Source organism: Sphingomonas sp. YR710 (assembly GCF_900101455.1).
In the GTDB taxonomy this organism is placed as follows: Bacteria; Pseudomonadota; Alphaproteobacteria; order Sphingomonadales; family Sphingomonadaceae; genus Rhizorhabdus.
The window spans coordinates 118,494-139,240 of the sequence record NZ_FMZJ01000006.1; the positions used below are offsets into that span (position 1 = coordinate 118,494).

Genomic DNA, 20,747 nt, shown 5'->3' on the forward strand with positions numbered 1-20,747 from the left:
CATCGATTTCCTATAGGTGCGCTCATGTTCCGATCCGGCCTCGCTGCCTTGCTTCTGCTTTCCGCCGCGGCGGTGCCTGCCGCTCCCGCCGGCCCGTCGCGGCTTCTCGAAGGCAGCGACCTGTTCTCGCTCGAGGCGGCGGCCGATCCGCAGATCAGTCCCAACGGGCAGATGATCGCTTATGTCCGTCGATCGGGCGACGTGATGATCGATCGTATGCGATCGACGATCTGGCTGATCGACGTCAAGACCGGCAGGCAGGTGCCGCTGGTTGCCGGCACCGGATCGCACAGCAGCCCGCGCTGGTCGCCCGACGGTACGCGCATCGCCTATATCTCGAGCGCCGAGGGCTCGGCGCAGCTGTTCGTGCGCTGGATCGGCAGCGATACGACAGCGCGCATCACCGGCCTGCCGAACACGCCGTCGGCGATAAGCTGGTCGCCCGACGGCACCCGGATCGGCTATGTGATGACCGTGCCCGACGAAGGCGCCAAACTCGGCACCGCCCCGGCCAAGCCCGAAGGCGCGAAATGGGCGCCCCCGCTCGAAGTGATCACAGCGGTGACCTATCGCGCCGATTCCGAAGGCTATTTGAAGCCCGGTTTCGATCACGTCTTCGTCGTGCCGGCCGATGGCGGTGCACCGCGCCAGCTCACCTTCGGCTCGTATAACGACAGCGGCCCTTTGAGCTGGAGCCACGACGGCCGCGCGCTGATCTTCAGCGCCAGCCGCGCCGCAGATTGGGAACGCAATCCCGCCAATGACGATATCTACGCGGTCGACGCGGGCGGCGGTGCGCTCACGCAGTTGACGACGCGGATGGGTCCCGACGAAGCACCGGCCGTTTCGCCCGACGGCAAGCGCATCGCCTTCGTCGGCTATGACGACAAATATATGGGCTATCAGAATGCCGTCCTGTCGGTGATGGACATTGACGGCCGCAATCCCCGCCCGATCACCGCATCGTTCGATCGATCGCTGCAGAGCCCTGTCTGGAGCCATGACGGAAAATCGATCTACGTCCAATATGACGATCATGGCGCCACCCGCGTCGCACGCGTCACGCTCGATGGCAGGATCGCCACCGTCGCCGAAGGGCTCGTCCAGTCCGAACTCGATCGGCCCTATACCGGTGGCGACTTCTCGGTATCGGACACAGGCGCCGTGGCCTTCACCAGCGGCACCGCACTCCGGCCGGCCGATATCTCGCTGACGACCGCTGGCGCCGCGCGACGGCTTACCCGCCTCAACGAGGATCTTCTGTCGGCGAAGGCGCTCGGCAATGTCTACAAGCTGCCGGTCTCCGCACCGGACAAACGCGCGATCGACGCGTGGATGATCACGCCGCCGGATATGGACCCGGCGAAGAAATATCCGCTGATCCTCGAAATCCATGGCGGCCCGTTCGCGGCCTATGGCCCGTCCTTTTCGACCGACGACCAGCTTTATGCCGCGGCGGGCTATATCGTGCTCTATGCCAATCCGCGCGGATCGACATCCTATGGCGACGCGTTCGCCAACCTCATCCACCACGCCTATCCGGGCCAGGATTATGACGACCTGATGGCCGCGGTCGATGCCGCGATCGCCGACGGCCATGTCGATCCGGCCAATCTGTTCGTGACCGGTGGATCGGGCGGCGGGCTGCTTACCGCCTGGATCGTCGGCAAAACCGACCGCTTCCGCGCCGCCGCCACCCAGAAACCGGTGATCAACTGGACCAGCGAGGCGCTGACGATGGACATGACCCCGTTCACGTCGAAATATTGGTTCGCCAAATTCCCGTGGGAAGATCCGCAGGGCTATTGGGCACGCTCGCCCTTGTCACTGGTCGGCAATGTGAAGACGCCAACTTTGGTGGTCGTCGGCAGCGAGGACTATCGGACACCCGACAGCGAGGCGGAACAATATTATGCCGCGCTCCAGTTGCGTGGCGTCCCGACAGCGTTGGTGAAAGTACCCGAGGCCTCGCACCACTGGCTGGCCGGCCGGCCGTCACAATCGGCGGCGAAAACCTCCGCGATCATCGCATGGTTCGACCGGTATCGTGCGCAGAAGCAATAAAACTCCTCCCCGAGCTCGTCTCGGAGAGGGGGCCCGCCCGCATAGCGGGTGGTGGTGGGGTCTGCGGAACCGTCGGGAATACCCCTCCGTCAGCGCTTCGCGCCGCCACCTCCCCGATTAAGCTCGGGGAGGAATTTTCACGCCCCCGCATTCGCCTTCAGCCGGTTCGCATAGCTCTTGCGAAACTTCGCCAGCTTCGGCGCGACCACCGCGACGCAATAGCCGTTCCCCATCCCCTCGCGCGCGAAATATTCCTGGTGATAGTCCTCGGCCGGATACCAGGGCGCATCGGGCTCGATCGTCGTCACGATCGGCCCCGGCCAATCGGGTTGCGCGCGCACGATCGCGGCGCGGGCCTCCGCCTCCTGCTCGGGCGAATGCGGGAAGATCGCCGATCGATATTGGGTGCCGACGTCATTGCCCTGCCGGTTGAGCTGGCTCGGATCGTGAACGTGGAAGAAGATATCGAGCAGGTCGCCATAGCCGATGACCTCGGGATCGAAGGCGATGCGGATCGCCTCGGCATGGCCGGTATCGCCGCCGCAGACCTGCTTGTAGGTCGGGTTCACCACCTTGCCACCAATATAGCCGCTCTCGACCGAGCCGACCCCGATCACATCGTCGAACACGGCCTCGACGCACCAGAAGCATCCGCCGGCCAGGGTTGCGATCTCTTCCGCCATCATCGTCCTTTCGAAACTGTCGAGGGATAAATAGGGCGGAAAGAGGCATATGCAATCGGAATGGCCAGAGGGTCTGTAAGCCGGGTTCTGTCCACCGGTGTTGCCACCGGATGGGCGATCATTCCTCTAGGACCGGGCTTGCGCACGGCCTCCAGCAATCAACCCGGACGACTGGGCGGAGTAGCCCATGCGCCGTCCCTATTCGATCTTGCTCCAGGTGGGGTTTGCCATGCCGTTCCCGTTGCCGGGCCCGCGGTGCGCTCTTGCCGCACCGTTTCGACCTTACCCGGAACCGGCAAGCCGGCCCGCCGGGCGGTATGTTTTCTGTGGCACTATCCCTGAAGGGCTTACGCCCCCCGCCGGGCGTTACCCGGCACCTTCACTCCTTGGAGCCCGGACTTTCCTCCCCGCACCGCATAAACGATGCGCAGCGATCGCCCGACCCTCTGGCCGACGGGCGCGGTAGAGGATTTTTCGCCCGAGGCAAAATCAAATATCGAGCAACAGTCGCAGCAGGATCGCACGGCACTCGCCATCGGCGATTCCGTCGATCGTACCTGGCCGGAACCGCCGCTGGAACGCGCGGACCGCGGCCTGGCCGTCACTCACGTCATAACCGAAGCGTTCGAGCGCGAGCAGGAAGCCGCCCGGCGTCCAGTGCGGATCGGCCAGACCCTTGCGCGGCCGCGCAAGCGCCAGCCCGACCTTCGCCAGCATCTCCCAATCGAACAGTTCGCCGGGATCGTCTTTGCGCTGTGGCGCGATGTCCGAATGGCCGACGACGTTGATCGGCGCAATACTGTAACGCCGGACGATATCCGCCACCAGCGGCACCACCGAATCCATCTGCGCGCGCGGAAACGGGCGATAGCCAAATTCGTGGCCCGGATTGACGATCTCGATACCGACGCTCGCCGAATTGACGTCGGTTATCCCGCGCCAGAAGGATTTGCCGGCATGCCAGGCGCGCAATGGCTCGGGCACGAGCCGGAGCACCTGGCCGTCTTCTGCGACGACATAATGGCTCGACACCTTGGCCGCCGGATCGGTGAGCCTTTCGATCGCCGAGGATGCATCCTGCATGCCGGTATAGTGCAGCACGACCATCGAAATGGGGAGCGTCCGTTCGTCATGATTGGGCGATGGACAGTCGATGATCTCGCTCATCCCATCACCCTACCGCGCGTTCGATCGATGGTGCAAACGGGATTTGGCGATCAGTTGGACCGGCTTGCGGCGGCGCCCGGGCGATAGACTGTCAACAGGTCGGGATCGGCCCGGAAGCGATCGCCATTGCTTGGCGTCTCCCCGGCTCCCAGCACGAGCGCGCCGTCCGGGGCGATCGCGGCTGCCAACCGGTCGAGGACTTCGTTGCGCCGATCAGCGGAGAAATAGAGCAAGGCATTGCGGCACAGGATCAGGTCGAACTGCGCACCGGCGGGCGGCGGCCCGAGAAGATTTTGACGGCCAAACGTCACCAGGCTGGCAAGATCGGGACGAACCCGCCACCCTTGATCAAGCACTGGATCGAACCAGTCGACGAGCCGCCGGATCGGCAGGCCGCGCTGCACCTCGAACTGCGAGTATAGCCCGCTTCGCGCGCGGTTGATGGCCGTACGGGAGATATCCGTTCCGAGGATATCGATCGTCCAGCCCTGCCAGCTTGCGCGATCTTCGGCGAACAGCATGGCCAGCGAATAAGCCTCTTGCCCCGTCGAACAGGCGGCCGACCAGATCCGCAGTTTCCGCGCCTGCCCGCGCCGCTCGCGCAGTTGCGGCAGCACCATCGCAGTCAGGTGATGAAATGCCGATGGATCGCGGAAGAAGGAGGTCTCGTTGTTAAGCAATGCGTCGATTACTTCGCCCCGGAGGACATCCTCCCCACTCTGGTCGAGCAGGCTCGCGAGCGATGTCAGCGAATCGATGTTGCGGGATCGGCACAAGGGCGTAAGCGTCATTTCGATACGCCACACCCGATCTTCACCGAGGCGTTGGCCGGTCGCCTCCTCAAACAGCCCCGCCATGAAGCGAACCTCCGGCGCGCTGGGAGGAATCAGCATAGGCCCACCCGCGCGCAGATTTTGGCCGCGAGCCTTTCGGGCGGCAGCACCGCCGAAGCGAAACCGGCGCGCGCAACCGATCCCGGCATGCCCCACACGACTGAGGTCATCGCATCCTGCGCCACGATTTCGCCGCCGGCGGCAACGAGAGTCTCCGCCCCCAAAGTGCCGTCGCGTCCCATACCCGTCAGAACCACGCCCACGCCCGCCGAGCCAAAAATGCGGGCAACCGCTTCGAACATCGGATCGACTGACGGCAGGCATCGACTGGCGGCCGGCGTTGAATCGAGCTTGATTCGCACCAAGGATGCATCACGTTCGAGGCTGATGTGGGCATTTCCCGGCGCGATCAGCATGCGCCCGGCGACCAACACCTCCCCATTTTCGGCGACAGCGGCCGGTCGACCAGTAAGATCCTCCAATTGCGATGCAAAATATCGCATGAATGTGGCGGGCAGATGCTGGGTGATCAGGATCGGGGCCGTAAATTCCGACTTGAGCCCGCGCAAAAACGCCGCCAGCGCATGCAGCCCGCCCGTCGACGCGCCGATAGCGAGGCATGCTATCGCGCCGCTGACCGCCGGGCGCAGCGCAACCGCCCTCTCTCCGCTGCTGCGGGGAGAGGCGGTCCAAGCCTGAACGGCCTGATCGATATCCACGCCGGCATGCCCGATACGCAGCAGCGATTCGACGAACTTGCCCGCGAACTCGCCGGCGAAATTGCCGGCCGACGGCTTGAACAGCGTGTCCGCCGCGCCCAGCGTCAGCGCCCGGACCGTCGCGCTGGCCCCTTCTTCCGCCGCCGACGAGACGATCAGGACGCGTGCACCATGGCTGGCGGCCAATATCTCCGGAAGCGCCGTCAGCCCGTCTTTACCCGGCATTTCGACATCGAGAACGATGATGTCGACACGGCGCCCATCCAGAAACTGCAGCGCCTGATCCACCGTTGCCACAGCACCGGCACATTCCAGCTCCGCCCGCGCCTCCAGGAGCCGCGTGAGCACAGTGCGTGCGACAAGCGAATCGTCGACAATGAGCACGCGGATGGGAGATTGTCCTTCCCCCTCACGTACCCGGACAGTCGATCGCCTCGGGCTCACCACCCGTTCCATTTGCATCGGATCAGGCGACGCCGACGATCTGCAGCTTGCTTTCCAGCGTCTCGCGATCGAACGGCTTCATCACATATTCATCGGCACCGGCATCGATCGCGGCCCGAATATGCGCAACGCCATTTTCGGTCGTGCAGAAGACGACCTTCGGCCGTTGGCGGATCGCCGATTGCCCCAGCGCGCGCAGAAACTCCATCCCACTCATCACCGGCATGTTCCAGTCGAGCAGGATCACATCGGGCGGAGTTCCCGCGTTACACCGATCGAGCGCTTCGCGGCCGTCGCCGGCCTCCTCAACCGCAAATTTGAGCCCCTCCAATATGTGTCGCGCAACCTTGCGGATCACCTTTGAATCATCGACCACAAGGCAGGTTTTCATGAGATTCTCGCAACTACGCTGGAACAGATTTCAACCGGCTTAGCGACCATCGGTTAGAACCACGTTAATGGCCCTGATGCGTAAGGCTGCCGCTATGCCGCAACGGGCACCGCCCCGCCGATCAGCGCCGGCACGTTGATCAGGAGCAGCGGCTCGCCCTCATGTTCGAGCACGCCATCGATCATCCGTATCCAGCCGGGCGACAGCAGGGCGCGCGGCGGTGCGGGTTCGCCGACAACCGCGATCACATCCTCGACCTCATCCACAAGCAGCCCGTACAGATGACCGTCAAGGGTGACGATCACGGCATACATCAGGCCCGATCGATCACGCGCTCGGAGATCGAGCGCAACAGCGCTGTCGATCACGGTCAGCACCCGGCTGCGCAGGGCAAACAGGCCCAGGACATGCGGCGCCGCGCACGGGACCGGCGTAACATCGTCGATCTCGACGACCGACTCGACGATTTCCGCGGGCAGCAATGCGCGTTCGCCGCCCAGTTCGATCAGCAGATACAGGCCTTCCATCAGCCATTGCTCCTTCTGCTGCGGCACCGGCCCAGTTCGGCGAGCAATGCCGCACGATCATAACGCCACAAGCTGTCGGGCGCTGCGTCGGCAGCGTCCACGTCGCGACGCAGCCGCAATACCTTGCCATCGACGGCAGCGGCGTGGCTTTCCTCGGAGATGATTGTGACATCGGGCCGGATCGAACCGCCCCCGGTAAAGGCAACCGCATAACCGGCGCTTTCCACCAGCGGCGCCAGCACAAGCCGCGCCCAGGCGCTATCATCGGCCAACAGGCAAACCGGCTGCCCCTGCTCGACTGGCTGCCAATCCAACGCCTGAGCGAAGATCCAGAAACTGTCGAGAAATTCGACGGGATGATCGTCGACGAGCATCACGCCCGCGACAAGGCCCTCGCTCGACGCCGGTTGCAGCCGGATCTCGAGCGGAAGGATATCGATAACGCTGCGGATCGCGTAAGCCAATTCGGTTTCGCCATCGTGCATCCGCAGGACGCGTACCCGATCACCCTCGATCGGCACGCCGCAGCTCATCAGTGGCAGCAAGCGTCCTTCATGCGACAGCCGCAGTCGCCCGGCACTCTGGCACACCGCTGTCCCGTCGCAATCCTCGATCCGTTCGACCAGCGCCAGCGGCACGGCGCGTTCCACGCCATCCAGGTCGGCAAACAGCAGCACAGGCTCCCCCGCCGCGACAATATCACCGGAAACGATCTCCACCGCATCGCCATTCGCCTGCTTCCAGCCGATCCCCGCCCGCTCGGCGATCGCGGCGACATCGAGCAGCAGCATCGGGCGACTATTGTCGGGCAAGGTCGTGCCCCCATAAATCCCACAGGCCATCACGACCGGCGCCGCCGGCTTGACCACCAGTTCCTCATGATCGTGGACGGCATCGACCGCCAGTGCATAGCGATTGCCGCCGGCCAGCTTGAGGACGACGAGATTCAACGGGCCATCGTGGTGCGTCGCGCCGATCATGGTCGCCAGCGAAACCACCGCAAGCCGCACGTCGCGGATGAAGACGATCGGCGCCCCGCCCAGCGATGCGGTACGGACGGCCTCGCCCCCGGTCCGGACGATCTCGTCGATCGCCGAGCGCGGGATCGCGAATTGCTGACCACCGCAGCTGACTGTGAGCGCGGGGATGATGGTGAGCGTCAGCGGAACCCGCATCGTCAAATGCAGCCCCTGCCCTGGCCGGCTATCGATATCGACATGGCCACCGATCCGGTCGACATTGGCGCGAACGACATCCATGCCGACGCCACGGCCCGAAATCGCGGTAACGGCGTCGGCCGTCGACAGGCCCGGTTCGAAGATCAGTTGCAACTTGCGGTCATGGGTCAGCGCCGCGGCGGCGTGCGGCGTCAGCAGGCCGACGGCGAGCGCCTTTTCCACCAGCCGGTCGCCATCAATGCCGCGCCCGTCATCGATCACCTCGATGAGAATATGATTGCCCACCTGCCGTGCACTGACGTGCAGACGTCCGGCGAGCGGCTTGCCGACCAGCGCGCGCTGTTCGGGCATCTCGATGCCATGATCGATCGCGTTGCGGACGATATGGGTCAGCGGATCGCGGATCATCTCGATCATTTCGCGATCGAGCTCGACATCGCCGCCATCGATTTCAAGGACGACATGCTTGCCAAGATCGGCCGAGATGTCGCGCACCATGCGCGGCAGCGCCGTGAACAGATGTTCGATCCGGGCCATCCGCGTCCGCGTGATCGAATCGCGCATTTCGCCAATGCACAAGGACAAGCGCTCGAACGCGAGTTCGACCGGCGATGAGGCCCCCGAATCGCGCAATTTGCGCGCGACCTCGTTACGGGCCAGCACCATGTCCGAGACACCCGCCATCATGCGATCGAGCAGGTCAACCGGCAGACGAATGCTGCGCGCCACCGAACGCGGCACACTGGCCTGCACGTTGATCGCGGCGGCCTCGACATGCGCATCTTCGCTGGATTGCGCGTATAGCGCGGCGATCAGGGTCTGATCCTCGCCATCGGGCAGCGGCCGCCCGCTTTCGATAGCATCGGTGAGTTCAGCGATGCGATCGATAATCGCGAGCACCGCCGTCACGACCTGCGCATCTGGCTGCCGCCGATCCGCGCGCAGATCGGCCAGCACATCCTCGGCAGCGTGGCTCAGCCGCTCAAGCCGCGGTAGATCGAGAAATCCGCAACTTCCCTTCACGGTATGAACGAAACGGAAAATCGCATCGAGCCGGAATCGATCGCCGGGGGCGGCTTCCCACGCCACGATTTCACCCGCCAGAGCCTGGAGCGTTTCCCGCGTTTCCGCGATAAAATCGCCCAGCAGATCATCCATCATCGACTATCCCGCGTCAGCTTGCAGGGCGTGATGGCAGGGTATTGGTAAACAACAGGTTTACCGAAAGTGGTCGGGTGGAAATTTAACCTTGTGGCAGGTTGACGCCGATCATGAGCATGCCGGGCTCCGGCTCGGAAATCTGCACTTTTCCACCTGCTTCTGCGATCAGCAAGTGCACCAGCCAAGCCGCCGCAGCCCGCGGACTGATCAGATCGGCGTCGGCTTCGCCGAGCGCGGCATTGCGAATCTCCGGATCGAGAATCAGCCGCGGCCCTTCGGCGCGAATTACGATTTCCGATCCCTCGGCTCCGATATCGAGCCGTCCGCCGCGGACGAGCGCATCGCCTGCGATCAATGCGAGGTTCAGCAAAACCTTAATCGCATTCTTCGGCAAGGTCGGCTCGGCGACCATCCAGCCGAGTTGGATCTTGCCGCTTTCATACAGGCCCTCGAGCACGGCTCGTGCATCGTCGGTGGCGACATGCTCACCGAAGCCACCCGCCGCGCCGAAAGCGAGGCGAAAGAATTTCAGCTTATTGGCCGAGGCTTTGGCACTATCCGCGAGCAATTCCATGCACTTCGCGCGCATTTCGGGATCGGTTTCGTCGGCAAGCAATTCGAGGCCATTGTTCAGCGCACCGATCGGCGACAGCATATCATGGCAGAGGCGTGAGCAGAGCAGACTTGCAAAATCGGCCGATCGACTCGCCATAAAACCTCGCATCCCCGAAACCAACGTGTCGACCGAACTCCTTGACGGCTGGCCGCCGCTTGCGCAACCCCGGCCGCGCCGCGCATCCGGCCCTCCTCGCGCCGAAATGGTTAACGAATGCTTACAGGTGCGAACATATTTTCGACTTCGCCGCCGTCAATCGACCACCAGCAGCGTATCTCCCGGCCGGCGACGATCAGCCAGAAGCTGCCCGGATCGGCCATTTCCGCATCGCAGGCCGATGGCATAGCCCGCCCATTTGGGTGCGAGTGATAATGCCCGATCGGGCCTGCAGCCCCCGATCGGGCCGCGCGATAGGCTGCGATGAGTGCGGCGGGATCGATTTCGAATCTACACGCTGGCTCCGCGGCGACATTGCGGCACCGGCAAATCTGCGAGACCTGCGCTCCATGCCCCAGCAGTAGCCCGCAAACCTCGCGATCGGGCTCTTCGGCGGCATGGGCCCGGATTTCGTCGAGCAGCGCTCTTGATATCGCCAATTCCATTGCCACATCCTTTGCCTGATGACCGGGGGTAAGTCGACATTGCGGGCAATCGTTCCGGCCGAAGCGCTGGGCTGGCGGCTCGATCGCGCGTTGGCGGTCGCGCTGCCGACCCTGTCACGCGAGCGGCTGAAGGCGTTGATTTCATCCGGTCAGGTGAGCGGCGGAAACGGCCAGCTCGCCCGCGATCCGGCGCAGAAGGTGAGTGGCGGCGCAGCGTTCGACGTCATCGTCCCCGATCCGACCCCCGCTCATAACGAAGCGCAGGATATTCCGCTCATCGTCGCTTATGAGGACGAGCATCTGATCGTGATCGACAAGCCCGCAGGGCTCGTCGTGCATCCTGCCGCCGGCAATTACGATGGGACCCTCGTAAATGCCCTGCTTCACCATTGCCGCGGCAGCCTTTCGGGTATCGGTGGTGTCGAGCGGCCGGGCATCGTCCACCGCATCGACAAGGACACTTCGGGGCTGATGGTTGCCGCGAAAACCGATCCTGCGCATGTCGGGCTGGCCGCCTTATTTGCCCGGCACGATATCGACCGACGCTATCGGGCGATCGTGAACGGGTGGCCCAATCCGGCCGCGGGCTCTGTCGATGCGCCGCTGGCGCGGTCGTCGACCAATCGGAAGAAGATCGCGATTGTCAGCGATGGCCGCGGGAAACGCGCCGTCACCCATTACCGCACGATTCAGAAGCTCTCCGGCGCGGCGCTGGTCGAATGCGCCCTGGAAACGGGGCGCACGCATCAGGTGCGGGTGCATATGGCATCGCTTGGCCATGCCCTGATCGGCGATCCCGTTTATGGCCGGCCAAAATCGGAACATCGCGAAGTGCTTAACCGTTTGTCATTCGAACGGCAGGCATTGCACGCGGCGGAACTGGGTTTCATTCACCCGATCACAAGCAAGGCTTTACACTTCAGTAGCGAAATTCCACCCGATATGCAGCGATTGTTCAGCGAGCTTGTGATATAAATGCAACGAATGACAGGGTTGGAAGCATCCGACTCGTTCATAGGTTTTTACCGCAGGGAGTATGATGATCATGGCCAACGGAAAGAACGTCCCCGCGACGATCCCCGCGCTCGGCAGCGAGCAGGGTCTGAACCGTTACCTCGCCGAGATCCGTAAATTTCCTCTGCTCACCGCAGAGGAAGAATATATGCTGGCGAAGCGCTTCCACGAACATGGCGATCCCGAAGCCGCCGCCCGGCTGGTAACCTCGCACCTTCGGCTCGTCGCCAAGATCGCGATGGGCTATCGTGGCTATGGCCTGCCGACCAACGAGCTGATTTCCGAAGGAAATATCGGGCTGATGCAGGGCGTGAAGAAGTTCGAGCCCGATCGCGGATTCCGTCTCGCAACCTATGCGATGTGGTGGATCAAGGCTTCGATCCAGGAATATATCCTGCGGTCATGGAGCCTGGTTAAGATGGGCACCACCGCGGCCCAGAAGAAATTGTTCTTCAATCTGCGACGGATGAAGTCGAAGCTCGATGCGTTCGAGGACGGCGATCTGCGCCCAGAGGATCTTCACAAGATCGCGACCGACCTCGGCGTCACCGAGGCCGAGGTGACCAGCATGAACCGCCGCATGTCGATGGGCGGCGATACGTCGCTCAACGTCGCCGTCCGCGAGGATGGCGAGGGCCAGTGGCAGGATTGGCTGGTCGACACCGATCCGCTGCAGGACGAACGGATCGCCGATATCGAGGAGCGCAGCGTTCGCCACAATATGCTCGAAGAGGCGATGAACGCGCTCAACGATCGCGAAAAGCATATTCTGGTCGAGCGCCGGCTGGTCGACGAACCCAAGACGCTCGAGGAACTCAGCCAGGTCTATGGCGTGAGCCGCGAGCGCGTCCGCCAGATCGAGGTCCGCGCGTTCGATAAATTGCAAAAGGCGATGATGCGGATCGCCGGCGAAAAGCGCCTGCTCCCCGCGATGTAAACAGGAATTCCTCCCCGAGTTCGTCTCGGGGGGGAATTTTTATGCCGCGTTGCCGTCTGCGTACGAACAGCTAATCTGAACAGCCTTCCCTCCAACTGTTCGAGCCAGCTGCAATGTCCGATCCCGGCACGCCGACCTTCGATCAATTGCGCGTATTCTTGGCGATCGTCGAAACCGGCAGTTTCGCCGCCGCCGGCCGCCGGCTGAACCGCGCGACCTCCGTCATCAGCTACGGGATCGCCAATCTCGAAGCGCAACTCGGCGTCCAGCTCTTCGATCGGCAGGCGACCCGCAAGCCACGGCTCAGCGTCGCGGGTCAAGCGGTACTGGCGGAGGCACGCGCGGTGTCGCACGGCATCGACGGGCTGCGCTCCAAGGTAAAGGGGCTGCTTCAGGGGCTGGAAGCCGAAGTGCATCTGGCCGTCGACGTCATGTTGCCCTCCTCGCGGCTTTCGGGCGCGCTGAAAGCATTCCAGGCCGCTTTTCCCACGGTAACCTTGCGGCTGCATGCCGAAGCAATCGGCGGCGTGCCGTGGATGGTGCTCGAGGGGCGCGCGGCGGTCGGCGTGGCCGGGCCGCTCGCGGCCGAGGTTGCGGGGCTCGAACGGATCGCGCTGGGCCGCGTCACGATGGTGCCGGTGGCGGCGCCCGATCATCCGCTCGCCCGTCTGCACCCGATTACGCCCGGCGTGGCCCGCGATCATCTCCAGCTCGTGCTCACCGATCGATCGCCGCTAACGGCGGGCCGCGATTTCAGGGTGTTGAGCCCGCGCACGTGGCGGCTCGCCGATCTCAGCGTGAAGCATGCGCTGCTCCGCGACGGGATCGGATGGGGCAATATGCCCAAGCCGATGGTGGCGGACGATCTCGCGTCCGGCCGGCTTGTCATGCTAGACGTGCCCGATCAGGCGGTGGCGGTATATGCGTTCGACGGCATCTATCGCAGCGACAGCCCGCCCGGACCGGCCGCGACCTGGCTTCTCGCGCATTTCGCCGCGCAAGCCAACTATACAGAAATATAGAATAGTTAGATCGATATTATTCAGCTACCTGATCGACCCGCCCTGACGCATTACAGCATCAGAGGCTGACGCAATCCAACCCGCGCCGACCTCCCAGCAGAGGAGTGAAGGTCATGGCGTTCCAGCAATTCGATCATGTTCCGTCGATGGCACCAGTCAGCGTCCCGGCCCGTGCGGCTACCGCCGCGGCCCGAACTGCCGCCCCGGTGGCCCCCGCCAGCAATGGCTATGCAAGCTTGTTCACTAGCATCGCGATCGGCGCGCTCGCGCTGTTCATGATCGGCTATGAAGTAACCGAGGCGATGGAATCGCTGGCGATCGGCCTGATCGCGGCGGATCTGGTGTTCCTGGCCGTGGCCGCCGGCTGGGCCGTGGTCAGCGACGGACGGCACTAATCCGCGACCGGGCTTGATTCCGGCCCCGCCCGCCACCTACATAGGTGGCAGGAGGATTGCCCGATGAACCCCGAAACTTGCCCGATCGAGTTCAATTTTGACCCGGAGACCTTCAAGGTCGGCGATTCGGTGAGCTATCGGGTAACCGGTTCGCTCACCGGCTTTCCGTTCATGGGTATTCTGCTCGAAGTGCATGACGATCATGTCGTGCTGACCTCGAATCCCGAAGATCTGACCAGCCGGATGCGTGCGACCCGCGAAAGCCGTCCGGTCGTTGCCGAAGAGGATGTTTGCTGATCATCATGCGGCGTTCCGCTTTGCTTGCCGGCATGACGCTAGCCATATTGCTTGCCGGCCCCGCTTTTTCGCAGCCGGTCGCGTCCCCATCGCCCGCCGTCGCTCCGCAGCCGGCGCTCGTTCGTATCAGCCTGCAGACCAGCGAAGGCATGATCGTTCTCGATCTGGAAAAGGATCGCGCGCCGATCACGACCGCGAACTTCCTCCATTATCTTGATCTGAAGCGGTTCGATGGAATGAGCTTCTATCGCGCGGTCAAGGTGCCAGGCGCGCCTGATTTCGGGCTGATACAGGGCGGCGTCCACTTCGATCCGAAGAAGATGTTCCCCCCGATCGCGCATGAACCCACTAGCAAGACAGGCGTGCTGCACAGCGATGGCACGATCTCGATGGCGCGCAACGCGCCCGGCAGCGCGACCGGGGATTTCTTCATCACCATCGGTGCGATGGCCTATATGGATGCCGATCCCGCCAAGCCCGGCGCAGAGGGCGCGGGCTATGCCGCCTTCGGCCATGTCGTCGAGGGCATGGACGTTGTCCGCAAGATTCTCGCGGCGCCGGTCTCGGCCACCGAAGGAGTCGGAGCCATGAAAGGGCAAATGCTGGCGGCACCGGTAAAGATTATCGCCGCCAGACGCGTAAAATAGCGATCGCCCCACCCGCGGTTTTTCAGGTGAAGTTTACAACCGGAGGAATGCGGTCAGCATCCGGCTTTCGGCCTATTCCCATGCCTAGGCAGGCAAAAAGACATTTGCATCCACAGATGGTTAACGGCATCCCGATGTTTAAGCCGAATACCTGCATGGGTATTGCGGCGCTGACGAACACCAACGATAGCAGCTACAATCGTGGCGCGAATGAACGCTTCGGACCACATTTTCATGGCCGCACGACAACGGAGATCGACGCGTGATTCTTGAACACAAGGACGATCTGAAAGCCTTTCGCGAGGCGGTGCGGAATTGGGTGCGCGAAGCGGCGCCAATAGAGCGCGCACATGAATGGCACCGTTCCAAAGGCCCCGAACTGGTCGAAATCCAGCGCTGGTGGATGGCCGAGCTCCACAAGGTCGGCCTGGCCATTCCGCACTGGCCGGTAGAATATGGCGGAGCGGGTCTGGGCCTGGCGCACCAGATCATCATCGCCGACGAGTTTGCGCGCGCGCGCTCGCCGGGGAGCGACATGTTCGTTATCAGCCTCAATCACGTGCCGGGAACGCTGATTCCGCATGGAACCGAAGCCCAGAAGAAGCGGTATCTGCCTGCGGTGGCGGAAGGAGAACTTTGGTGCCAGGGCTTCTCCGAGCCCGGCGCAGGATCCGATCTGGCGAGTCTCAAGACGCGTGCCGTCCGCGACGGCGATCATTATATCGTCAACGGGCAGAAGATCTGGTCGACCAATTCGATGTATGCGAGCCAGTGCCTGCTGCTGGTGCGGACCGATCCGACGGCGAAGAAGCATCAGGGCATCAGCTACCTGATCATGGACATGAACGCGCCGGGCGTCGAGGTACGGCCGATCCGCAAGTCGAATGGCGGCTCGAACTTCGGCGAGATTTTCATGACCGACGTGCGCATTCCGGTCGAAAATCTGATCGGTGCGGAAAATAACGGCTGGATGGTGTCGCAGTCGACGCTGACCTCGGAGCGCGGTGTTTTGAGCTTCGATGGCGCCGAGCGCGACATGATGTTCCTGGTCGACGTGTACAATCAGGCCCGCGCCGAAAATGCCGCATGGCTCGACGATGCCGAGATGCGGCGCGAGTTCATCACGCTGTTTTCCGAAATGCAGTCGGTGCGCCAGCAGATCCGCGCGCTCTTGCGCGAACCGCACGGGGGAACCGCTTATTCCATGACGCCGTCGCTGGTGAAAATGGCGCGTACATCGCTGAACAACCGCCTCGGCGCCTTCCGGGTCCGGGCTCAGGGGCTGGCCAGCCAGTTCCCCGCACCCGGCACTTGGCGTGCACCGATGTACGAGTATCTCGATACCTTCGGCATGACCATTTCAGGCGGCTCCAACGAGATCCAGCGCAACCTGATCGCCGAACGCGGACTGGGCCTGCCGCGAGGCTGATCCCCCGAAAGGGCATGCGGCTTGTGCGCCTCTGCGCTCAACCCGCATGCCATGTCGAATGCGCCACGGAACGCGCAGCCTTCTCGGCATATCGGTCGGCAAGGTCGAGGTGGATTTTCCGCGCGACCATGTTTGTCGCAAGATTAGCGGCCGATCGTTCGCAAATCTCGCGGCGCGCGAAATACTCAGTATCATGGATTTCGATCATCGGACGTTCCCTGAACAGTGGGAGCGCAATGAGTCTCTCAGCCGTCGGAATACCTGATACGCGCCCGACGATGGCGAGTGTTTACCACTATTGTTTCGTGCTGCCTGTACGTAATCCCCCCTCACGATCGAATTTTGATCGTTTCGCCTTGCACTCGACCGCGCCGTCGAGCGTTACGGTGAAGAGGCGCGCCCTTTCTTGCAACGCGACATCGAAATGGTGATGCCGCCCGTCAATCGAACGCTCGGTCGATCGACGGTGGCGGCGAAGAAAACCAACGCGGGCCGGACTCGGTCATGTGGAAGCAATCCTCCAGCCGAACGCCGAACGCGCCGGGAATATAGATGCCCGGCTCATCCGAGAAGCACATGCCCGGGCTCAGCTTCATCGCTTCGCCATGCACCAGATTAACCGGTTCATGGCCGTCGAGGCCGATGCCATGCCCCGTGCGGTGCGATAGTCCTGGCAACTTGTAGCGCGGCCCATAGCCCAGGCTCTCATAATAAAGCCGGACCGCATCGTCGACCGCCCCCGCCGGCGCGCCGATCCGCGCGGCTTCGAACGCGATCTGCTGGCCGCGATGGACCTGATCCCAGACGGTGCGCTGATGCTTGTCGGCCCCTCCGAACACGAATGTCCGCGACACGTCGGATTGATAGCCCTGCACCGTGCAGCCGCAATCCATCAACACCACCGCGCCCTCGCGCACGATCTGCGGCTGATGCGATCCGTGCGGATAGGCGCTCGCCTCGCCGAGCAGGATCAGTTCGAATTCGGGATCGCCGCCCAAGGCCGACGTCGCCTTGTTCATGATCGTCGCGATATCGGCGGAGGTCATGCCACGTTCGATCTTCGGCGCGGTATAACGATAGGCGGCGATGGTGACGTCGGTCGCCGCCTGCATCAGCGCGATCTCGGCGGGGGATTTCACCATCCGGCACGCCCGCACCACCGCCGCGCCCGATCGTATCGCGGCGTGCGGCAACGCCCTGGCCAGCCCGTCGACCGCGAAATAACGCAACGTCTCCTCGATCGCGACGATGGCGCCCGCCTTATGATCGGTAAGCCAGCCCGCGACCAAAGCCAGCGGATCCTCATCCTCCTGCCAGGTCCGCACCTCGGCCGATACGTTCAGCGTCTCGCGCACCGAGGGCTCCTCGAAGAACGGCGTCACCACACCGATCCGGCCCTCGGCCGGGATAATCGCCGCGGTCAGCCGCTCGCTGCGATGCCATTGGATACCGGTGAAGTAAGCCAGCGACGCGCCGGGCTCGATCAGCAGCGCAGTCAATCCCTGCGCCCGCATCAGCCCCTGCACCTTCGCGATCCGCGCGAGCCGTTCGGCCGGGGTGATCGGGACGATGCCGGTGGTCATCGAGGTCAGCCCGCCAGCGCTCCATGCGGGCCGGGTCGCAGCAAGAGCGAGGCCGGCCGCACTACTGGCGAGAAAGGTCCGTCGGTTCATCGCACATCCCTTGTTCAAGCCCCTCTCCCGCTTGCGGGAGAGGCTGGGTGAGGGTCTTCTTCTTTCTTCTTCTACAGTGCGATACCGAGAAGGTAAGAAGAAAGAAGACCCTCACCCAACCCTCTCCCGCAAGCGGGAGAGGGCTTCAGGAGGGCGCCTCAATCCGCCGCCACCGGTCCCGCCAGCGCCTTCGGCCGCCGTGCCATCCACACGAACAGGATCAGCCCGAACGCGATCCAGCCACAGATCCAGAAGATGTCGATCGCCCCCAGCAGATAGGCCTGGCCCACCATCTGCCGCGAGATCATGCCCGCCGCCTGATGATCGGTCGCACCAAATTCGCGAAGTTGCGAAATCGAATTTGCATAAGGTGTCGCGAACGACGAACTGCTCTCGGCCAACCGGCTCTGGTGCAGCGCCTCGCGGCGATCCCAGATGGTGGTGACCAGAGACGCCGCGAAGCTACCCGCGGTGATCCGCACGAAATTCTGGAGGCCCGCCGCTGAAGGCAGCCGTTCGGCCGGAATGCCATCGAGCGAGATGTTGAGCAGCGCCATGAAGAAGATGCTCATCGCCAGCCCCTGCACCGCCATCGGCGCCATCAGGTGCCAGTAATCGGCATAGGTCGTGTAGCCCGAACGCATGAAGTAGGACAGGCCAAACAGGCTGAACGACGCCGTTGCCAGCCACCGAGGATCGATCTTGCCCGAAAAGCGCGCGAGGAACGGCGTCGCGATAACCGCGACGATCCCGCTCGGCGCCGACACCAGCCCGGCCCAGGTCGCGGTATAGCCGAGTTGTTGCTGAAGCCACAGAGGCAGCAGCAGCGAATTGCCGAAGAACAGCGCATAACCCAGCGCCAGCGCCGCCGTCCCGAAGGCGAAATTGCGGCTTCTGAACAGGCTGAGATCGACGATCGGTCTTTTTTCGGTCAGTTCCCAGATCAGCCATGCGACAAAGCCGACTGCCGCGCACAAGGCCATCACCACGATCATCGTCGAGTGGAACCAGTCGGCATTCTTGCCGAGATCGAGCACGACCTGCAGCGATCCCACCCAAAAGGCGAGCAGCGCGAGACCGACCGTGTCGATCGCGATTTTGCGCGTCGGTGTCTCGCGGCTTTTCAGGAAGCGCCAGCTCACGAACGCGGCGGCCAGCCCCACCGGCACGTTGATCAGGAAGATCCAGCCCCAGTGGAAATTATCCGAAATATAGCCGCCGAGGATCGGCCCGGCGACCGGCCCGACCATCGTCGTCATCGACCAGATGCCGAGCGCCGTCGCGCGCTTGTGCGACGGGAAGATCGCGATCAGCAAGGCCTGGCTGCCGGGGATCATCGGCCCCGATACCGCGCCCTGCAGGATACGGAAGCCGATCAGCGACGGCAGACTCCACGCGATGCCGCACATCAGCGATGCGATCGTGAACAGGATCACCGAAACCACGAACGTCCGGACCACGCCGAACCGGCCCATCAGCCAGCCGGTCAGCGGCACCGAGATCCCGTTGGCGACCGCAAAGGCGGTGATCACCCAGGTGCTGCTATCCGAACTCACGCCCAGATTGCCGGCGATCGTCGTCAGCGAGACGTTGGCGATCGTGGTGTCGAGCACCTGCATGAAGGTGCCGAGCGCGAGTGCGAGCGCCACCGCGCCGAGCACGACACCGGCAAGCGGGGCCGGCTGCCCCTCCCCCGCGGCCGCGCTCACCGTGCGCTCGCGCCGCCGCGATTGGCGGCAATGATGCGGTTGATCAGGCTGTCGACGTTCGGCCCGCCATTCTGGCTCGCCTGGGCGTCGAGCGTGCCGGTTGCGGCGCGCGCGACAGGTGCCCCATCATGCTTGCTGGTATCGACCTTCACCGTCACCGACATGCCGATGCGCAGCGGATTGCTGTTCAACTCCGTCGGATCGACACCAATCCGGACCGGCACGCGCTGGACGATCTTGATCCAGTTGCCCGATGCGTTCTGCGGCGGCAGCAAGGCGAACGCGCTGCCGCTGCCCGCGCCAAGCCCGAGGACATGACCATGGAAGGTCACGCCACTGCCATAAGCATCGCTCCTGATCGTCACCGGCTGGCCGACGCGGATATCGGCGAGCTGTGTCTCGCGGAAATTGGCGTCGATCCACACGCGATCGAGCGGCACCACCGCCATCAGCGGCGTGCCCGGCGTCACCTGCTGACCGAGCTGGACGGTCCGCTGCGCAATCACACCATCAACGGGCGCGGTCAGGCGCATATGCCCCTGGACGATCGCCGCGCGGCGCACCCCGGCAATCGCCGCCAGCACGTCAGGATTATTTTCGACATTGGTGCCCTGCACGGTCGACTGGCTCTGTGCCTGCCGGCTGCGCGCGAGATCGAGCGCGGCCTGCGCGGTGCGCACCGCATCGGCGGCGTGCGACACCTCCTCGCCCGAAACCGCGCCTTCCTTGGCCGCACCCTGGCGGCGGGTCAGATCGTTGCGTGCCTTGGCGAGATCGGCCTGCGCCTGCACGATCTCGGCGCGACTCTCGTCGACCTTCGCGAAATTGGCGCGGACTCCGCGCACCGCCCGCGCCAGATCGGCCTCGGCCGATGCCATCGCGGCGTCCGCGGTGGCGGGATCGAGTTCGAGCAAAGGCTGACCGCGCTTCACGCTTTCGGTATTATCGGCGTGAAGCGAAAGGATCGTCCCAGCCTCGCGGCTGGTTATCGCGACGACGTCGCCGGCGACATAGGCGTCGTCGGTGGTCTGGACGGCGGGCGCCAGGAATTCGGCATAGCCGCCATAGCCCGCCGCGGCGATCAGCAGCGCTCCGCCGAGCAGGAACAACCCGCGCTTGCGAGCGCGGGGCGCGCCTTCCGGTTCTGCGACCTCTCCCGGCGCGGCGGCCGGCGTGCTGGCAAGGATGTCCTCCGAACGATCTTCGGAGACGGGATCCTGATTTTCGGTGAGCATGGCT

Annotated in this window: 21 protein-coding genes and 1 other RNA gene; 9 read left to right on the top strand and 13 right to left on the bottom strand. The window is 63.6% G+C overall.

Translation table 11 applies throughout. The features are described from left to right. Window positions 1-24: 24 nt before the first annotated feature. On the top strand, window positions 25-2,064 hold the full coding sequence (locus BLS13_RS09080) for an alpha/beta hydrolase family protein (RefSeq protein WP_093451517.1): 2,040 nt from the start codon (window positions 25-27) through the stop codon (window positions 2,062-2,064). A gap of 137 nt (window positions 2,065-2,201) precedes the next feature. Here the strand turns inward: BLS13_RS09080 and msrA are convergent, their stop codons facing one another. From msrA to BLS13_RS09130, 10 genes are all read right to left on the bottom strand, one after another. After that, entirely contained in the window at window positions 2,202-2,747 is a 546-nt protein-coding gene (msrA, locus tag BLS13_RS09085; protein WP_093451519.1) for a peptide-methionine (S)-S-oxide reductase MsrA, read from the bottom strand. 60 nt (window positions 2,748-2,807) lie between these two features. Beyond that, an RNA gene (gene rnpB, locus BLS13_RS09090) (RNase P RNA component class A) lies at window positions 2,808-3,197 on the bottom strand. Between the two features lie 39 nt (window positions 3,198-3,236). Beyond that, window positions 3,237-3,914, bottom strand: coding sequence for an N-acetylmuramoyl-L-alanine amidase (locus BLS13_RS09095; RefSeq protein WP_093451521.1), 678 nt, complete (start codon window positions 3,912-3,914; stop codon window positions 3,237-3,239). A gap of 50 nt (window positions 3,915-3,964) precedes the next feature. Beyond that, window positions 3,965-4,807, bottom strand: coding sequence for a CheR family methyltransferase (locus BLS13_RS09100; protein WP_256325780.1), 843 nt, complete (start codon window positions 4,805-4,807; stop codon window positions 3,965-3,967). Beyond that, window positions 4,801-5,850, bottom strand: a complete 1,050-nt coding sequence (gene cheB / locus BLS13_RS09105; RefSeq protein WP_256325781.1) for a chemotaxis-specific protein-glutamate methyltransferase CheB — start codon at window positions 5,848-5,850, stop codon at window positions 4,801-4,803. The genes BLS13_RS09100 and cheB overlap by 7 nt, the downstream gene beginning before the upstream one ends. Before the next feature lie 82 nt (window positions 5,851-5,932). Beyond that, window positions 5,933-6,301: a response regulator gene (locus BLS13_RS09110; RefSeq protein ID WP_093451524.1), complete on the bottom strand. Its 369-nt coding sequence runs from the start codon at window positions 6,299-6,301 to the stop codon at window positions 5,933-5,935. Window positions 6,302-6,393: 92 nt separating this feature from the next. Further along, on the bottom strand, window positions 6,394-6,828 hold the full coding sequence (locus tag BLS13_RS09115) for a chemotaxis protein CheW (protein ID WP_093451526.1): 435 nt from the start codon (window positions 6,826-6,828) through the stop codon (window positions 6,394-6,396). After that, window positions 6,828-9,164 carry a chemotaxis protein CheA gene (locus tag BLS13_RS09120; protein ID WP_093451708.1) on the bottom strand — a complete coding sequence of 779 codons (2,337 nt, stop codon included), beginning with the start codon at window positions 9,162-9,164 and terminating at the stop codon, window positions 6,828-6,830. Before BLS13_RS09120 ends, BLS13_RS09115 begins: the two co-directional genes overlap by 1 nt. A gap of 85 nt (window positions 9,165-9,249) precedes the next feature. Then, the gene (locus tag BLS13_RS09125; RefSeq protein ID WP_093451527.1) at window positions 9,250-9,879 is read right to left on the bottom strand and encodes a histidine phosphotransferase family protein; all 630 of its coding nucleotides are present in this window, start codon (window positions 9,877-9,879) and stop codon (window positions 9,250-9,252) included. Window positions 9,880-9,989: 110 nt separating this feature from the next. Continuing rightward, on the bottom strand, window positions 9,990-10,385 hold the full coding sequence (locus tag BLS13_RS09130; RefSeq protein ID WP_093451529.1) for a M67 family metallopeptidase: 396 nt from the start codon (window positions 10,383-10,385) through the stop codon (window positions 9,990-9,992). A gap of 18 nt (window positions 10,386-10,403) precedes the next feature. Between BLS13_RS09130 and BLS13_RS09135 the strand changes: the two genes are divergently transcribed. From BLS13_RS09135 to BLS13_RS09165, 8 genes are all read left to right on the top strand, one after another. Next, a complete protein-coding gene (locus BLS13_RS09135) occupies window positions 10,404-11,360 on the top strand; it encodes an RluA family pseudouridine synthase (protein ID WP_093451530.1) in 957 nt (318 codons plus the stop codon). 70 nt (window positions 11,361-11,430) lie between these two features. Continuing rightward, entirely contained in the window at window positions 11,431-12,336 is a 906-nt protein-coding gene (gene rpoH, locus BLS13_RS09140; RefSeq protein WP_037524283.1) for an RNA polymerase sigma factor RpoH, read from the top strand. A gap of 113 nt (window positions 12,337-12,449) precedes the next feature. Further along, the gene (locus BLS13_RS09145) at window positions 12,450-13,358 is read left to right on the top strand and encodes a LysR family transcriptional regulator (RefSeq protein WP_093451532.1); all 909 of its coding nucleotides are present in this window, start codon (window positions 12,450-12,452) and stop codon (window positions 13,356-13,358) included. A 113-nt stretch (window positions 13,359-13,471) separates the two neighbouring features. Further along, complete coding sequence (locus BLS13_RS09150) at window positions 13,472-13,753, top strand: hypothetical protein (protein WP_143011920.1); 282 nt, start codon at window positions 13,472-13,474, stop codon at window positions 13,751-13,753. 63 nt (window positions 13,754-13,816) lie between these two features. Then, window positions 13,817-14,050, top strand: a complete 234-nt coding sequence (locus BLS13_RS09155; RefSeq protein ID WP_093451535.1) for a hypothetical protein — start codon at window positions 13,817-13,819, stop codon at window positions 14,048-14,050. Window positions 14,051-14,055: 5 nt separating this feature from the next. Beyond that, window positions 14,056-14,697, top strand: a complete 642-nt coding sequence (locus tag BLS13_RS09160; protein ID WP_093451709.1) for a peptidylprolyl isomerase — start codon at window positions 14,056-14,058, stop codon at window positions 14,695-14,697. Window positions 14,698-14,813: 116 nt separating this feature from the next. Then, window positions 14,814-14,963, top strand: a complete 150-nt coding sequence (locus BLS13_RS20670) for a hypothetical protein (RefSeq protein ID WP_176943513.1) — start codon at window positions 14,814-14,816, stop codon at window positions 14,961-14,963. After that, window positions 14,960-16,126, top strand: coding sequence for an acyl-CoA dehydrogenase family protein (locus BLS13_RS09165; protein ID WP_093451537.1), 1,167 nt, complete (start codon window positions 14,960-14,962; stop codon window positions 16,124-16,126). Before BLS13_RS20670 ends, BLS13_RS09165 begins: the two co-directional genes overlap by 4 nt. A gap of 440 nt (window positions 16,127-16,566) precedes the next feature. Here the strand turns inward: BLS13_RS09165 and BLS13_RS09170 are convergent, their stop codons facing one another. The 3 genes from BLS13_RS09170 to BLS13_RS09180 form a co-directional block, all read right to left on the bottom strand. Further along, a complete protein-coding gene (locus tag BLS13_RS09170; protein ID WP_093451538.1) occupies window positions 16,567-17,799 on the bottom strand; it encodes a M24 family metallopeptidase in 1,233 nt (410 codons plus the stop codon). A 158-nt stretch (window positions 17,800-17,957) separates the two neighbouring features. Then, entirely contained in the window at window positions 17,958-19,508 is a 1,551-nt protein-coding gene (locus tag BLS13_RS09175; RefSeq protein ID WP_093451540.1) for a DHA2 family efflux MFS transporter permease subunit, read from the bottom strand. After that, the gene (locus BLS13_RS09180) at window positions 19,505-20,743 is read right to left on the bottom strand and encodes an HlyD/EmrA/EmrK family protein (protein WP_093451541.1); all 1,239 of its coding nucleotides are present in this window, start codon (window positions 20,741-20,743) and stop codon (window positions 19,505-19,507) included. Before BLS13_RS09180 ends, BLS13_RS09175 begins: the two co-directional genes overlap by 4 nt. Window positions 20,744-20,747 lie beyond the last annotated feature (4 nt).

Coding starts and splice junctions, on each gene's coding strand:
- BLS13_RS09080 (WP_093451517.1), top strand. CDS start 25: ATGTTCCGATCCGGCCTCGCTGCCTTGCTTCTGCTTTCCGCCGCGGCG.
- msrA (WP_093451519.1), bottom strand. CDS start 2,747: ATGGCGGAAGAGATCGCAACCCTGGCCGGCGGATGCTTCTGGTGCGTC.
- BLS13_RS09095 (WP_093451521.1), bottom strand. CDS start 3,914: ATGAGCGAGATCATCGACTGTCCATCGCCCAATCATGACGAACGGACG.
- BLS13_RS09100 (WP_256325780.1), bottom strand. CDS start 4,807: ATGCTGATTCCTCCCAGCGCGCCGGAGGTTCGCTTCATGGCGGGGCTG.
- BLS13_RS09110 (WP_093451524.1), bottom strand. CDS start 6,301: ATGAAAACCTGCCTTGTGGTCGATGATTCAAAGGTGATCCGCAAGGTT.
- BLS13_RS09115 (WP_093451526.1), bottom strand. CDS start 6,828: ATGGAAGGCCTGTATCTGCTGATCGAACTGGGCGGCGAACGCGCATTG.
- BLS13_RS09120 (WP_093451708.1), bottom strand. CDS start 9,164: ATGGATGATCTGCTGGGCGATTTTATCGCGGAAACGCGGGAAACGCTC.
- BLS13_RS09125 (WP_093451527.1), bottom strand. CDS start 9,879: ATGGCGAGTCGATCGGCCGATTTTGCAAGTCTGCTCTGCTCACGCCTC.
- BLS13_RS09130 (WP_093451529.1), bottom strand. CDS start 10,385: ATGGAATTGGCGATATCAAGAGCGCTGCTCGACGAAATCCGGGCCCAT.
- BLS13_RS09135 (WP_093451530.1), top strand. CDS start 10,404: ATGACCGGGGGTAAGTCGACATTGCGGGCAATCGTTCCGGCCGAAGCG.
- rpoH (WP_037524283.1), top strand. CDS start 11,431: ATGGCCAACGGAAAGAACGTCCCCGCGACGATCCCCGCGCTCGGCAGC.
- BLS13_RS09145 (WP_093451532.1), top strand. CDS start 12,450: ATGTCCGATCCCGGCACGCCGACCTTCGATCAATTGCGCGTATTCTTG.
- BLS13_RS09150 (WP_143011920.1), top strand. CDS start 13,472: ATGGCGTTCCAGCAATTCGATCATGTTCCGTCGATGGCACCAGTCAGC.
- BLS13_RS09155 (WP_093451535.1), top strand. CDS start 13,817: ATGAACCCCGAAACTTGCCCGATCGAGTTCAATTTTGACCCGGAGACC.
- BLS13_RS09160 (WP_093451709.1), top strand. CDS start 14,056: ATGCGGCGTTCCGCTTTGCTTGCCGGCATGACGCTAGCCATATTGCTT.
- BLS13_RS20670 (WP_176943513.1), top strand. CDS start 14,814: ATGGTTAACGGCATCCCGATGTTTAAGCCGAATACCTGCATGGGTATT.
- BLS13_RS09170 (WP_093451538.1), bottom strand. CDS start 17,799: ATGAACCGACGGACCTTTCTCGCCAGTAGTGCGGCCGGCCTCGCTCTT.
- BLS13_RS09180 (WP_093451541.1), bottom strand. CDS start 20,743: ATGCTCACCGAAAATCAGGATCCCGTCTCCGAAGATCGTTCGGAGGAC.